This window comes from Ruegeria sp. AM1, from assembly GCF_056540745.1.
Window position 1 is genome coordinate 1,562,079 of the sequence record NZ_JBQFXH010000001.1, and the last position, 15,014, is coordinate 1,577,092.

The 15,014-nt window shown below is 56.1% G+C and carries 11 protein-coding genes and 1 pseudogene; 5 read left to right on the forward strand and 7 right to left on the reverse strand.

All coding sequences use genetic code 11. The annotated features are described in order from the left end of the window. The first annotated feature begins 150 nt into the window (after positions 1 to 150). Positions 151 to 1,104, forward strand: a complete 954-nt coding sequence (locus ACR0I7_RS07790) for a hypothetical protein (protein WP_480509653.1) — start codon at positions 151 to 153, stop codon at positions 1,102 to 1,104. A 175-nt stretch (positions 1,105 to 1,279) separates the two neighbouring features. On the opposite strand, the gene ACR0I7_RS07795 is transcribed toward ACR0I7_RS07790, so the two are convergent. The 5 genes from ACR0I7_RS07795 to ACR0I7_RS07815 form a co-directional block, all read right to left on the reverse strand. After that, on the reverse strand, positions 1,280 to 1,453 hold the full coding sequence (locus ACR0I7_RS07795) for a hypothetical protein (protein WP_480509655.1): 174 nt from the start codon (positions 1,451 to 1,453) through the stop codon (positions 1,280 to 1,282). A 152-nt stretch (positions 1,454 to 1,605) separates the two neighbouring features. Further along, the gene (locus ACR0I7_RS07800) at positions 1,606 to 2,355 is read right to left on the reverse strand and encodes a proteasome-type protease (RefSeq protein WP_480509657.1); all 750 of its coding nucleotides are present in this window, start codon (positions 2,353 to 2,355) and stop codon (positions 1,606 to 1,608) included. A gap of 11 nt (positions 2,356 to 2,366) precedes the next feature. Further along, on the reverse strand, positions 2,367 to 3,164 hold the full coding sequence (locus tag ACR0I7_RS07805; protein WP_480509658.1) for a transglutaminase family protein: 798 nt from the start codon (positions 3,162 to 3,164) through the stop codon (positions 2,367 to 2,369). A 4-nt stretch (positions 3,165 to 3,168) separates the two neighbouring features. Next, positions 3,169 to 4,110 (reverse strand): alpha-E domain-containing protein, encoded by a 942-nt coding sequence (locus ACR0I7_RS07810; RefSeq protein ID WP_480509660.1) that lies wholly within the window; start codon positions 4,108 to 4,110, stop codon positions 3,169 to 3,171. Between the two features lie 2 nt (positions 4,111 to 4,112). Beyond that, positions 4,113 to 5,531 carry a circularly permuted type 2 ATP-grasp protein gene (locus tag ACR0I7_RS07815; RefSeq protein WP_480509662.1) on the reverse strand — a complete coding sequence of 473 codons (1,419 nt, stop codon included), beginning with the start codon at positions 5,529 to 5,531 and terminating at the stop codon, positions 4,113 to 4,115. 311 nt (positions 5,532 to 5,842) lie between these two features. Between ACR0I7_RS07815 and ACR0I7_RS07820 the strand changes: the two are divergent. Continuing rightward, a pseudogene (locus tag ACR0I7_RS07820) lies at positions 5,843 to 6,476 on the forward strand (tyrosine-type recombinase/integrase). Positions 6,477 to 6,600: 124 nt separating this feature from the next. Here the strand turns inward: ACR0I7_RS07820 and ACR0I7_RS07825 are convergent. Then, positions 6,601 to 6,963 carry a hypothetical protein gene (locus ACR0I7_RS07825; protein ID WP_480509664.1) on the reverse strand — a complete coding sequence of 121 codons (363 nt, stop codon included), beginning with the start codon at positions 6,961 to 6,963 and terminating at the stop codon, positions 6,601 to 6,603. Between the two features lie 431 nt (positions 6,964 to 7,394). Here ACR0I7_RS07825 and ACR0I7_RS07830 point away from each other — a divergent pair, with 431 nt between their 5' ends. The 3 genes from ACR0I7_RS07830 (at position 7,395) to ACR0I7_RS07840 (ending at position 13,756) form a co-directional block, all read left to right on the forward strand. Beyond that, positions 7,395 to 10,577 carry a beta strand repeat-containing protein gene (locus tag ACR0I7_RS07830; protein WP_480509666.1) on the forward strand — a complete coding sequence of 1,061 codons (3,183 nt, stop codon included), beginning with the start codon at positions 7,395 to 7,397 and terminating at the stop codon, positions 10,575 to 10,577. A gap of 63 nt (positions 10,578 to 10,640) precedes the next feature. After that, the gene (locus ACR0I7_RS07835; RefSeq protein WP_480509668.1) at positions 10,641 to 12,389 is read left to right on the forward strand and encodes a type I secretion system permease/ATPase; all 1,749 of its coding nucleotides are present in this window, start codon (positions 10,641 to 10,643) and stop codon (positions 12,387 to 12,389) included. Beyond that, positions 12,386 to 13,756, forward strand: a complete 1,371-nt coding sequence (locus tag ACR0I7_RS07840) for an HlyD family type I secretion periplasmic adaptor subunit (protein WP_480509670.1) — start codon at positions 12,386 to 12,388, stop codon at positions 13,754 to 13,756. Before ACR0I7_RS07835 ends, ACR0I7_RS07840 begins: the two co-directional genes overlap by 4 nt. Positions 13,757 to 13,768: 12 nt before the next feature. Here ACR0I7_RS07840 and ACR0I7_RS07845 read toward each other — a convergent pair whose 3' ends face one another. Then, positions 13,769 to 14,674: a LysR family transcriptional regulator gene (locus tag ACR0I7_RS07845; RefSeq protein ID WP_480509672.1), complete on the reverse strand. Its 906-nt coding sequence runs from the start codon at positions 14,672 to 14,674 to the stop codon at positions 13,769 to 13,771. Positions 14,675 to 15,014 lie beyond the last annotated feature (340 nt).

The window sequence follows — 15,014 nt, forward strand, 5'->3', positions numbered from 1 at the left end:
CTTGATCATGCTCAAAAAGCCGCTTTCGCGCAGAACATGTGTTAGGATCAAAACTGTACCTCGCTATAATGAAAAGGATCTGGTGTGCCTTCTCGCCGAATCAAACCAGTCTATTTTGCGATCGCGATGCTGCCGGTTTGTATTTTTGGAATGCACGGGCTGATCCAAAAGTACATGGTGGCAAGTGAACTAGATGTCCCGGTCGCCATTGTTCTTGACGAGCGCGCATGGCTGGAGGCGGTTGGCCGATTTCGGTTTCTGGCCGCATCCTGGTTCTTTGTGGCGCTCGCCTTTCTGCCGGTGGCAGTCCTAATTCGAAACCTCGCGCGCCCGATGGAGCGTCAGAGCAGAATAGTGGCTGTTGCTATTGTCCTGTCGATTATCCTCTTGGCGATCGTGCCGACCACGCAGCAGTTTTTAGAGTCCGGCAGTCCGAGAATTTACCATCAGGTTGGGCGGGCTGTTTTTGAGACCGCTCTCTCTCATGGTACATTGCCGGGATGTTTTGGTCCTGATGACAGGTGGCTGTTGGGGCACTGCGGCGACCTACCTGTCTTCACTCTGTTCAAACGGGTTCTGGACATCGTCAACGCAGCGGCGGGACTCGCGATTGGATCACTGATCGTCGGAATGATCCTTTGCCTCGGCTCAACCGAGAGCGATGACATCGAGGAAAATGCAGCAGAGCTGGCACGGAACCTGCGGCAGATGCGGCAACAATTATACCTCTCCAGTCTCATCCTGACCTTTGGCATGTTTTTTGCGGCAAGCTGGATGTATTGGCCTCTGCCGCTGATTTCCGACGCAGACAAAGCCGCCTACAGTTCGCTGGTGAACGCATCAGGTCTGTTTACGGGCACTTATTTTTGCCTCCTGATGCTGAGCTATTTTCTGCCTGTTGCGGTCATTCTGGATGGCAAGATCACGAGCCTCGCCATTTCGGTCAGCCAGTCAGATGATGTTCCCGCGGATTTCGACCTTGACGACTGGAGGTCGTCGCACAAGCTGGCCGAAGGAACAGGTGACATGATCCGTGCTGGGGTGGCCCTGATCGCACCAATTCTGGTGTCCTTCGCCGGCGGCGTGTCGCCGCTCCCCGGATGAGCGCGATCAGATAGGCTGAGTTCGGTCCCGCAGATGTCGATGATCTGGCACTTATGCACCCCGTTGTTAAGGGCCGCGCTTCCCCGGTTTGCGCATTCGAAAACAGCATCGGCTTTCTTCATCACTGCCCGTAACGCATCCCTTCGACGGTATTGGTTGCGTTTCACACAATGTATCAGACCTGCACTTCGCGGACAGGGTCTTGCCCGTTCGAACCTTTCGACGCCTGCTGAACACGCCGGATACGTCCGGAATGCTTTTGATCACCGGCGTCCGACATCACGAAGATGATGTCATGTTCCTCTTCCTGCGATGACCAATAGCTCAGCCTCAGAGAAGCGCATGACAAAGACCTCCTATAGGCCGGCAGATACCAGCGTTGAGTAGGTCCAGGTTAAGAAGAATTCTGATCAAAAAATCCCGGCCCATCGAGCCTGCTGTTTGCTGCGAGCCCCAAATCAATGGCTGACGGCACTCACAGTATGCGGACTTAGTGGACGTTCAACCGTTTAGCTTTCCTTCTAAATTGTACTCTGGAAGTCTGGAAAGGGCAGATTTTAGCGCATCACCCCACCCCTCTGAAATAGTTCGAAAGTAGTGATCGTCGGTTGCGAACCTTGATCGCGTACCACTTTCAAGGCTGTCTTCATCGTAGAGAAGCAAGTCAAGCGGGGCTCCAACAGATAGATTGGCCTTGATTGTAGAGTCGAAACTCACGAGCAAGAGTTTTACCGTTTCCGGAAAGCTCATTTCAGGATCATAGGCGCGCACCAGAATTGGACGACCGTATTTTGTCTCTCCGATCTGAAAGAACGGGGTATCGTCGCCCGCCTCTATAAAGTTGCCTTCAGGGTAGATCAGAAACAGGCGAGAGGAACCGCCCTTGATCTGGCCTCCAAGAATAAGTGTCGCATGAAAAGCGCTGTCAGCCTGCTGACCGGATTGGGCATGCTCCTCAATGACGTCGTTCAACGTAGCGGCAACCAGTTGCGCGACTTGAAACATTGTCGGCGCTTCCAGGATGGACGGTGCACGATCTGCGGGCGCTTTTGTTCGCTCTTCCAGCAGGCTTATGGTGGCCTGAGTGGTTGCCAGGTTTCCAGCCGTTAGGATTGTGATCGACCGGTCCCCTTCGATTGTCCAGTTGAACATCTTGTTGAAGGTCGAAACATTGTCGACACCAGCATTCGTGCGCGTATCGGACATGAACACCAGTCCGCGGTTCAGCCGCATGCCCACAGCATAGGTCATTAAGTTCTCCGTTACTGCTGTGCGACTTGCAACTGCACTGTCAATTGCTCGCCCGCTGTCCCAATTCTGTTTCCTATTACCGGGGCAGCTTGAGCATAGTCCAGACCAGTTGCGACACGTACGTATCGATCGTCAGGTGAAATCCCGTTTGAAACGTCAAACCCGACCCAGCCAAGCCCGTCCAAATGCACCTCGGCCCAGGCATGGGTCGCGTCCTGTAGTTCCGTTTCGTTCATCATCAGGTAACCTGATACATAGCGTGCCGGCATTCCGATCTGTCGTGCACAAGCAATAAAAACATGCGTATGGTCCTGACACACGCCGCACCCGGCGCTGAGAGCGTCTTCTGCGCTCCAACCTGGTTGCGAACTTCCAATTTCGTAGGCGACCAGAGTTCGAACGCTTTCAGACAGGGCATGCATCTGCTCCAGCGGTTCACCTTTGGGCAATGCACCAATCACATCCGCGACCCCTTTCCCCGGCGTTGTCTGCAGCGTGCTCCTTCTGAATAACCACAACGGCATCGACCCTTCGTGACGCCCTAGAACGCCATGTGTGTCTTCCGCCTCAACAACGCCTTCGGAAATCAACGAGATGCTTTGGGTATTAGCTTCAAAACTGATCAATTCCACCGTGTTGCGATGATAGTCTTCAAATGTGAGTTCTTTGCGCCCGCCGGTGATTTGGGTGCTCCAACTCACAATGTTCTGATTGCGAAATGACTTTGGTGTCTTCCTCAATTGCTGCAACCCGAAGGGAACCGGGGCGTCGAAGTCGTATCGTGTCTCATGTCGAATGTGCAGTTTCATTTGGCTACTCGTAGAACCGGTAATCAATCTCGATTTGACGGCTTAAGTTGCCGAGATCGGTCAGAAAATCCTCAATGTACTCATGGAGACCGAATTCAAAGATATCAGAGATATTCTGATCCAGGTATTTCTCGTAGAGGGCAGCTGACGCTTGGCAGGAAGGTCCGGCAAAGCCATAGTCTTTCTTCAGGTAAGACAGGTTTTCTTGAAGCTTTCTGCAGCAAAAGTGCAGGCTGCGTGGCATGCGTTGATCCAGGATCAGGAACCGGGCAATATCTGACGGTCGTGTTTTCTCGCCATGGGTCATTCGATACCCCCCGCCTGCGCCGACCGAACGGAGTATGCTTTCCCACTGGATGTTGTCCAATGACGAGCCGACCGAGAAGGCTGTGGGCAGAAGAACATAGTATTTCACGTCCAGGATGCGCCCAGTGTTGTCGGCCCGCTCGACAAACGTGCCAATGCGGGTGAAGTCGAAAATATCATTGCGCAGCATTGTTCCCAATGTTGCACCACGGACCAATGCAGCCTGTTGCCGAATAAGCTCTAGCGTCGCAGGCAGGTCCCGCTCATTCACACGCCGCTTCATCGCCTCATCAATCTGCATCCAGGTAGAGTTTACCGCACTCCAGACATCATGGGTCAGCGCCGTCCGAACAAGGCGCGCGTTGTCTCTTGCTTGCTTTAAGACTGATTTGATCGAGGACGGGTTATCAGAATCACGTAGAACCCAATCCACAGCGTTGTCTTTTGAAATTTCATCATACTTGCTGAAATACCCATTTAGAACTCCGGCTGTTTTCAGAACCGAGCCCCATTCCTCGACGGAGTTCTTGGTGCGGGTCAACGCCATCCTCTGACCTGTTTCCAGCAGCCTGGTCGTATTTTCCGCTCGCTCTAGGTACCGGGACATCCAGAACAACCCACCAGCAGTTTTTCCCAGCATGGTCAGTCCTCCAGAACCCAGGTGTCTTTGGTCCCACCGCCCTGGCTCGAATTTACGACCAGCGACCCTTTCTTCAGCGCCACACGGGTCAATCCGCCAGGGGTTATCTTGATCCCCTCCGGGGACACCAAAACGAACGGTCGTAGATCGACATGTCTGGGCGCAAGTCCCGAACGCGCGAAGATCGGAACAGTCGAGAGTGATAACGTCGGCTGAGCAATATAGTTCGCAGGCCGCGATTTGAGCTTATCCCGGAAAGCCGAAATCTCTTTTTTGCTGGCAGTCGGGCCGATCAGCATCCCGTAGCCGCCAGACCCGTGCACTTCCTTCACAACAAGCTCGGCAAGATTATCCAATACATAAGACAAAGAATCGGGGTCACTGCACCGCCAGGTAGGAACATTCTGGAGCAGAGGCTTCTCACCTGTGTAGAACTCAACGATCTCAGGCATGTAGGAATAGATAGCCTTGTCATCAGCAATACCCGTTCCGGGTGCGTTGGCGATCGTGATGCCGCCTGCGCGATAAACGTCCAGAATGCCTGGTACGCCCAATGCGCTATCGGGATTGAAGTTCAGCGGATCCAAGAAGTCATCATCAACCCGGCGATAAAGCACGTCGATGGGAGTATAGCCTCTGGTGGTGCGCATGCAGACGCGTCCGTCGACAACCCGAAGGTCGTGACCTTCGACCAATTCCACGGCCATCTGGTCAGCAAGAAACGCATGTTCGTAGTACGCCGAATTATAGATACCGGGGGTTAACACCGCGACAGTGGGTTCTCCGTCCGCGCAAGCTGGTGCACAGGCCGCAAGTGACCGTCGCAGACTACGGGGGTAATCTGAAACATTCCGAACATTAGTTGCGCTAAAAAGCTCCGGGAACATCTTTAGCATCGTTTCCCGGTTCTCCAGCATATAGCTGACCCCGGATGGCGTACGGGCGTTGTCTTCCAGGACGAAAAACTCGTCTGGGCCGGTTCGCACCAGATCAACGCCGACAATGTGAGTATAAACCTGACCGGGGGGTGAGACACCAAGCATCTGCGGCAGGAACGCTTCGTTTCCGGCAATCATCTCAGCCGGCACGCGCCCGGCGCGGACAATTTCCTGACGGTGGTAGATGTCGTGGAGAAAAGCGTTGATCGATCGTACTCGCTGTTCGATACCGCGCTCCAGCCGCTGCCATTCGCGCGCTGAAATTACTCGTGGTACGATATCAAACGGGATCAGACGTTCCTCGGCCTCGGCTTTGCCGTAGACGTTAAAAGTTATTCCCGTCAGCCTGAAAACCTCTTCGGCTTCGCGCTGTTTGGCCCTCAATCGAGATGCATCCTCAGCGTTGAACCAACGGCCTATTTCTTCATAAGGACCTCTGAGTGATCCATCGCCGTTGAACATTTCATCAAAATACTCACCCATACTATAAGTCTCACGATCAACTCAAAATTTTCAAGTAGTTAAACCTTATTTAGCTGGAGCCCTAAGTTGAAACGCCTAAAATTCAAACTTGTGAAGTGATATGATAGTCACCAAACGCAAAGCTAATGGCGTATTCAGTTGATGTCACATTCGTTGAATTGCACTGAGCAGCGCCTGATTTTTTGTTGCATCAGAACGTCCACTTTAGGGCTCAGATCCGACCTCGGATGCACTGCAGGATGTCGTGATATGGTGATCTGTCAACGTTGAGTTGTCGTTGTAGGAGGGCATGGCGGATCGGAGTCTCAGTCATGGAAACACCAAACCTACCAGCCATTCGCGCACTTCGTTCGGCATGGAACAAAGGCCGCATCGTCGTCCAGAAGCGACTGTTGAAACCAAAGCATGTCTGGGCGATCCGGGTGCGACTTGAACTGGCCAAAAAACCACCGTGATCTTGCTCTGTTCAACATGACGATCGACAGCAAGCTTCGCGGTTGTGACTTGGTGAAGATGAAAACTGTTGACGTTATGGCATCCGACCAGCTTAAGGAACGGGCGTCAGTGTTGCAGAGCAAGACCCAGAAACCCGTTCGGTTCGAGATATCAGAGGGGACACGCGCGTCTGTCGAGAAGTGGATGGAGGACGAGCTTAGGGTCGGCTCCGAATATATATGGCCGGCTAGGTCCCACGAGCACCTGCACATTTCAACACGCCAATACGCAAGGATTGTCAGTGACTGGGTCACTTCAATAGACCTCGAAGCAAGCGCCTACGGTACGCATTCGATGAGAGGAACTAAGTACACTCCAATCAACAAGAAAACCGGAAATTTGCGTGCAGTTCAGGTATTGCTTGGTCACACAAAGATAGATAGCACAGTCAGATACCGAGGCGCTGAACTTGAAGATGCCCTTACGATTGCGGAGGCCATTGAAATCTAAGGATTTGGGCCGTCCGCGCGGGCGGCATTTGCGGTCATTGCCCACGTAGCCCGTCGCTGCAATGCAGTTTCCACAAAACGGCCTAGGGTAGAGAGTTGAGCGAGGCGCGCCTCTCACGCCTCGACTAGCGCGATGGCATTATCGAGGACTTACGCCGTTTGCCCATCCGGTCCATGCGCAGTTCGGAGGACCGGGCGACTTCATCGTCGGAAGCTGCATACCCAAAGGCAGCCAAGTCCTCTTCCGGTGTCGGATAGCGATGATCTGCCTTGTTCCATGACCATGGGGCCACATTACCAACCTCCAAATAAGCACCGTATCGCAGCGCCAGCAGAATGTGCGCGGCGTGGCCGAGGCAGGTATGACAGTTTTGGATTCTTTCCTGGCCGGCTCCTACCGGTGCAGCACCATGATCAGCCCGCTGAAAGAGACCGATATCGATGTCTTCATGGTCTTGTCCGTCAAGCACTATGAGAATACCGACCATCCACGTTCATGTAGTTCACGAGGGGCTGGAACGGATAGATTCCAATCTCAGATTGGGCGAGAAAACGGCGATGAGAGGCTTGCTGATCCGTCCTCAACGACTGGGAATGAAAGGTCTGCCTCGATCTACCCACCATGCATTTCGTTGTCAGACACGTCGGAGCCGGAGTTTCTGATAAACTTCGCGAACAGTTTCGTGAAAAGTTGTCAAAGAATAACTCAAGCCGGATCAGAAATTACCGTAAATCATTATTTAAAAACATAAAATAATTCACCCACCTCACAGATTTCGTGAGTATTTCTCATTCTTATACAGGGTATTCGGACCAAGAATTTCCAATACATCGATGCATCCGCACTTGGTTGAACAGCGGAGAGGCCACAGTCTCGGTCTGATCTCCGCAGCAACCAAATATCAAGCGGAGATCACCCATGCTTTCCGAACTACTTGCAAGCCTGCGCGCTAGATTGTTGACGACCTCGTCACTGGCCCAGGAAACTGTTCGCGACGGACAGACACTGACCAACGGCTTTTTCCAAAGTACCGTTGTCGATAACACGCCGGCTTTCGTTCTGAACAACGACCTTTCCCGGTTTCTGAACTTCGGCGAGGTCGAAACCAATGGCGCACCGTCCGCCGTATCGGTCGAAGCCGAGGGGGCTCTGGTCTTCAACTTCCGCACAGGCAGCATCGAGGCTAACGGCCCAGACGCCACGGGCATTGAAGTGATCGACGGCCCCAGCGCAGACATTCGCAACTTCGGCAGCATTGCGGGCGAGTTGAACGGTGTTGAATTCAGCAGTCCAAATAGCTCGGGCACGCTCGACAACTTCCGTGGCGGTGTCATTTCGTCCGACAGCCGCGCGGTCGAGATCGAAGGCGAAGGTATCAGCGTTCGTAACTTTGGCGACATTGTCGGCACCGACGATCAGCGCAACGGTACTATCTACACCAACGCGACAGCGGAAGATGTCAGAATTTCAAACTTCACTGGCGGTACAATTGACGCAGGCGAAGGCAACGACGGCACGGGCATTTCGTTCCAGGTTGGCGACGAAGTGGGTGACCTGGTGTCGAACTCCGTCTTCAACGGATTTGGTGCCACCATTCAAGGACGTGGCCAAGCGGCCTCGAACACCGGCAGCGCGGGCGACGGCATCCGCATCAACAACGGCGCAGAAGGCACAGTGTCTGACACGGACATCGTGAACTCGGGCCTCATCTCGTCGGAAAGCAACAACGGCACAGCGGCAGGTATCCGTATCGCCGATGGCGCCGCAGCCGAAGGTCGTATCCTGAACACACCCACCGGTGTGATCGAAGGGGTGCGCAATGGTCTGTATATCGGCGAAGCCGAGCATGATCTCGATGTCCTGAACTTCGGGACAATACAGTCGGACAGCCGCGCGGTGAACATCGATGGGACCGGCGTTGATCTGACCAACTCGGGCAATATTCTCGGAACAGACGACCAACGCAACGGCACTGTTTATGCCGATGGTACGGCAGATGACTTCAGTGTGCGCAACCTTGCCAGCGGAACAATCGATGCCGGTGAAGGCAACCAAGGTTCCGGCTTTGGAGCCGAGATTGGTGGGGCCGCAGATGGTGCCAACACGTTCGCACTGGACAATGACGGGGTCATTCAGGGCCGTGGCAATGCGCCAGCGGGCAACAACCTCGCCGGCGACGGCGTACGGATTGGTAATGTCGGCAATACGGGAACAACCGATGCCACAATCACCAACTCGGGCGAGATTCTGTCCGAAGGTGCCAATGGAACGGTCGCAGGTGTTCGTATCATCAACGGCGTCAACTTCCAGGGCGAGCTGTCCAACTCAGGCTTGATCGCTGGGGTTCAAAACGGTGTTTACTTCGGGACAGGCGACCACACTGGCGGCTCGTTCGTGAACGAAGCAGGCGGCGTTGTATCCTCGGACAGCCGCGCGCTGAACATCGACGGTGAAGGGCTGGACGTTGTGAACTCCGGTACGATCCTCGGCACTGGCGATCAGCGTAACGGCACGGTTTATGCGGATGGTACAGCCGACAACTACACCTTCACCAACACCGGTATTGTAGATGCCGGGCTGGGCAACAACGGCTCCGCAGTATCGTTGCAAACCGGCGACGTGGATGACGATGTCGTATCCGCCGCTGTCTTCAACGAAGGTATCCTGCAAGGTCGCGGTGACGCGGTCGAAGGCAACACTGTCGGAGACGGCCTGCGCCTCTTCAGCAACCAGGAAGACGCAAGCTTTGCGGGTCTGGTGCAGAACGAGGGCGTTATCGCCGGGTCCGAGGACAGCGACGCCGCAGCGGGTATCCGCATCGATGGTGGCCTGAACATGCTAGGGGCGATCCTGAACGAAGGTGAAATCACCGGTACAGTAAACGCCATTGACGCAACCGAAGCGGGCGACGTCACATTCGTCAACAATGACGACGGAGTGGTGAACGGCAACGTGCTGCTGGGCGCCGGAGAAGACATTGTTGTCGACCTTGGTCAAATCAACGGTGTTCTCGACGGTGGTGCAGGCGATGACGTTCTGATTGCCGGACAAGGCGACAATGTGATCGTCGGCGGCCTTGGCAATGACTTCATCGAAGGTGGCGAAGGCACCGACACGGCGGATTTCTCCGATCAGGACGTCGCTGTGACCGTGAACCTTGGGACCAGCGGAAACGGAAGCGCCACCCGCGAAACCGGGTTCACGGTTTCTGTCGAAAATGTTGCGGTCGGTGCATCTTTGCAACCCACCGAAAGCATCAACGACGCGGCCGGATTTGTAGCAGAAGCCCTTGCCGGGAACCTGTACTACAACATCCACACCTCGGACTTCCCGAGTGGTGAAATCCGTGGTCAGTTTGAAGTTATCAGCGATGAGGGCGACGGGCATGCACGTGTCATCGAACTGGTGGCGACACTTGACGCAAGCCAGGAACCCGGTCTCACCTCCGACAGTGATGCGACAGGTACCGCGACACTGACCATCTCGATCGATGAAGCCACCGGCCAGGTTGTCTATTCTTCGGAATTGACCGTGACGGGCCTCAACGAAGCAGACCTGCAAACTCCGGTTCCGGGTGTCGTGTCGGCTATCCACCTGCACAACGCACCTGCCGGGATCAACGGTCCCATCGCGCAGGACACGCTGGTGGACGCTGGTGCAACCATTGACGCAGATGCCCCCGCGGGTGTGTCTGGTCTGGATGTCATCGACGAAGTGGTCGAGACCGACATCCTGAGCTCGATCGAGAACGTGATCGGGTCAGACGATGGCGACATCATCATCGGGTCCAATGCCGACAACACCTTGTCGGGTGAAGACGGTGATGACCTGCTGAACGGTGGCCAAGGGGACGACCTGCTGCTTGGCGGCGAAGGCTCTGACACCTTCACCTTCGAAGGGTTGTTCGGCAACGACACGGTGGGCGACTTTGAAGTTGGCGTGGACCGGTTGGACTTCTCCGACTTCGGCCCGGATTTCGCCGAGAACCTTGTTGTGTCGCAAGACGGCGACGACACCCTGCTGACCTTCTCCTCGGACGCCTCCGTGCGCCTCGAAGGGGTCAACAGCAGCGACTTCACCGACGACGACTTCATCGCCTGATCAAAACACACCGAGGTGGCGGCACATGTCGCCACCTCTTCACGCTGAAAAGAGATCACCCAAATGTTTCAGAAAAAATCCACCGTCAAATCCGCATGGGGCAAGCTGCGCAGCGGCTTTGTCGCCATCGGCTTCTTCAGCATGATCCTGAACCTGCTGATGTTGGCCGGCCCTCTCTACATGTTGCAAGTCTATGATCGCGTTTTGACCAGCCAGAACATGGACACTCTCATTGCCCTCAGCATCCTGCTGGGCGGTGTTTTCCTGGTCACCGGTCTTCTGGACCTGATCCGCATGCGTATCCTCAGCCGCCTTGGCGCGCGGTTCGAACTTGAGATTGGCGCGCCGATCCTGCAGGCCGCGATCCGCCGCCGGGTTCAAGGCAAGGCCAATGGCGACAACCCCACCGCCGATGTGAACGGGATGCGAGACTTCATTTCGGGCCCCACGCTAGTTGCATTTTTCGACGCACCATGGATCCCGCTTTACCTGGGTGTGCTCTATATCCTGCACCCCTATCTTGGCGCCCTTGGCCTTGCCGGCGCGCTGTTCCTGACACTCATGGCCCTGATCAACAACGCGCGCTCTGCAGATGTGATGCAAGACGCGGCCCAAGCGCGCGCCAGGTCCGACAGTTTGTTCACCTCTAGTGAGCAGAACGCAGAGCTTGTCCACGCGATGGGTATGACTGGTGATCTCGCCCGGCGTTGGACAGCTCTGCAACATAATGCGCATCACCTGAAATCCCGTGTGTCTGACCGGCTGGCCAGCTTCTCGGTGATGTCCAAGACGACCCGCATGGTCCTGCAATCGGGCATGTTGGGGTTGGGGGCCGCCCTTGCCATCAGCGGTCAAGCCACCGCCGGTGTGATGATTGCCGCCACCATCGTGTTGGCCCGCGCACTGGCCCCCATCGACCAACTGATCGGTCAATGGCGCACCTTTCTGGCCGCCCGTGGATCGTACAAGACTCTGCGCGCCCTCTCTGAGGCCTACCCCGAGCCACCCAAGCGATTGGCACTGCCGCGTCCGCAAATCTCGCTGAACACGGCCATCGCACAGGCGGGCCCGCCCTTGGCGCAAAACGCCACCATCGGGGGGATCGAGTTTACCCTGTCGGCTGGCGATGTTTTGGCAGTGATCGGTCATAGCGGGTCCGGCAAGTCGACGCTGGCAAAGATGCTGGCCGGGATCTGGACACCGCAACGCGGAGCCATTCGTCTGGACGGTACCCCCATGGCCAAGTGGGATCCCGAAGAGCTGGGACAATTGGTGGGCTACCTGCCGCAAGACGTCCATCTGTTCGATGGAACTATTCGCGAAAACATTGCACGGTTTTCAACGTCGATCGACGACAGCAAGGTACTGGCGGCAGCCGTCGCTGCCGATGTGCATGGTCTGATCAGCAGCCTGCCCGATGGCTATGCGACCGAGATCGGCAATGGCTTCCATCTGTCCGGCGGTCAACGTCAGCGGATCGCACTTGCACGCGCGCTCTATGATGACCCGTTCATTCTGGTGCTGGACGAGCCGAACTCGGACCTGGATGCCCAGGGCGAAGCGGCGCTGCGCAACGCCATTCGTGGCGCCAGTGCACGCGGCGCTGTGACCTTCGTGATGACGCATCGCCCCAGCACATTGGAAGCCGTCAACAAGGTTCTGACACTCAACAAAGGCACGCAAACGGGCTTCGGCGACAAGGAAGACATCTTGCGTCCGCGTCAACAGGGGACACGCGTAGCCCAGACGGCTGCCGCACAGCTGGCCGCCCGTCGCCCACAAGAACCCGCTGTGAAAGGAGCAGCACAATGACAACCGCACTCACCCCCGCCCGCAATACCGGCGTTCTGCGCCTTGAAGACTACAACCGCGTTCAACCCAAGGCCTCCGGCGCTGGCATTACCGGCTTTGTGATCTTTGGATTGCTGGCCGTCATCAGCTTCCTCGGCGGTGCCGCCTACTGGGCAACCGCGTCCAAGCTGGATGGCGCTGTTGTGGCCCAGGCGAGTTTTGTGGTCGAAGGCAACCGCAAGACGGTCGAGCATCTGGATGGCGGCATCGTCAGCAGTATTCTCGTCAGCAACGGCGACCTGGTCGAAGCGGGCCAGACCCTTTTGGAATTGGACAGCACCGACCTGGGCGTCGATCTCGACGTGATCGAAAGCCAACTCAGCGATCTGTCGGTGCGCCGTGCGCGGCTGATGGCCCAACTGCAGGACGCCGATACATTTGATCAGGCGGCTGTTGCGCAGATGATGCGCGTCGAACTGGACCCCGCAACGTGGGCCACGGCATTCACGACCCAGAAGCTGTTGTTCGATTCAGAACGCCGGTCGCGCGACGCCGAAGAGGCGCTGACAGCACAACGCATCGCCAATCTTGAGGATCAAGTGAGCGGTCTGCAATCGCAACGCGCCTCCAACACCCGGCAGTTGGACATCACGCGGCAAGAGCTGGGCAACCTGCAGACCTTGCTGGACAAAGGGCTTGTCGCCGCGGCCCGCGTGAATGCGCGCCGGGTCGAAGTTGAGCGCCTGATTGGCGTGGACGCGGCCCTCTTGACCCAAGAGGCACAGGCCCGCAACCAGATCAGCGAGTTGCATCTGGCGAGCATCGGTGCACGCACCCTGCGGGACGAGGCCGCCTCGACCGAACTGGCGCAGATCGACGCCTCACTTGCCACGCTCGAGCCGCAGTTTGTCGGTGCCTCGGAACGGCTAAAGCGCGTGGCAATTACTGCGCCCGTCAGCGGCCGTGTGGTCGAGATGACGGTGTTCACCGCAGGCGGCGTCGTCCGTCCGGGGGCACCCATTCTGGACATCGTGCCGATTGACCAACCGCTGGTGGTTGAGGCGAGGGTGAACACGGCCGACATCGAAAAGCTCTATATCGGTCAGTCCACGCGCGTGCGTCTGTCAGCCTTTGATCAGGGCGATGTGCCCGAGGCAGAGGGCCGCATCATCGACATCTCCGCCGACAGTCTCGAAGACGAGCGCACCGGAGACTACTACTACACCGCGCGTGTCAAACTGGATGACGTCCAATCCCAGGAGGTGGCGGCACTGGATCTGGTGCCGGGTATGCCTGCCGACCTGTTCGTGAACACGGGCGAACGCACGGCCCTCAGCTACCTGACCCAACCGCTGAGCGACCGGTTGGCCCGCACCTTTATCGAGTAGGAAAAAGACGCGTCACGCCACAAAATTTGGCGTGACGCCTTTGGGGGGGGTTTCCTGGATATAGGTCCCGATCTTGGCAAGCAGAGGTTTTCTGGGGCAATTCAATCGCGACGCCGCACCGAGGTTGCGAAGATTTCCGGGGGCTTCGAACGGGATGAAGGACAACGGCCAATTGTCCTTGCGGAACTGCTCGGCAGCCAGGGCAGAGACAATAGTACAATCGTCCGAATGGCAGATATGTCGACAGATAGTCTCGAAACGCAGGGCGGTCAGGTCGAATTTTTTGGGAGCGCGCGCCGACTGGTCGGGTGTTGGTAACCGTTCTTCAAGTTCGTATCCAAACGAATGCGGGAGCCGAATGAAATCATGTACCGGCACGTCTTCAGGCCGGATGGATCGCAGGGGTGCCAGAGGGTGGCCCTCATTAACCGCTAAATACAAAGGTTCTTCCCAGATTGACGTGAATTCGAGCGTCGGATTGTGATTTAGTTTCGCCACCAAAGCTACATCCAGACTGTGATCCTCGACCATCTTCAACATGTTCTGCGGCAGGTCTTCGATCATGGTGACCCGCATTCGTGGAAAGAGAGCGCTGAACAGGTTTGAGAAATAGTCCGTTAGATACGGCGCCAGCGTCGGGGTCAGGCCGATGCTAAAGGGCACTGCTTCGGGGTCTCGAAACTCGGTTGCCGTATCTTTGATCCGTTGCGCACTGATCAGCATCTCTTCTGCAATTTTTACGATGCGTTGACCACAGGCAGTCGGTCTTACCTCGCCGCTGAGTCGGAGGAAAAGATCGGTACCCAGCTCTTTCTCAAGTTTCTTGATCTGGTTTGACAGAGCAGGCTGTGAAACGTTGCAATACTCCGCAGCGACGCTGAAGTTGCCACACTTCGCAACTGCGGCGACATATTCCAAATCTCGTAAGTTCATTACTTTTCGCAATATCTGTGTGTTTTTCTTCTATAGAACCTTTCTCGCGATGGAAAGAACGGTCCGCAGGCGCGAACCGTACGGTGTTGGAATACCGCATGGCCGACACACGATCGGAAAACAGGCATATGGCTGCTTAGGCTGCTTGTCTGATATTTCTGTGGCCACTAGGTTCGCCCGCTAAGCAGTTTGCACACGCCGTGGAAGATCAGGCTGACCCAGCCCCTTGATCCGGGCCGTTTGGATGTAGAATCCGTTCCTGTTTCTTTCTCGTGTTTAGGTTGCGGTCAAGGCCTGCTGAGCGGAGCCGTTGCGTAGCTCAAGC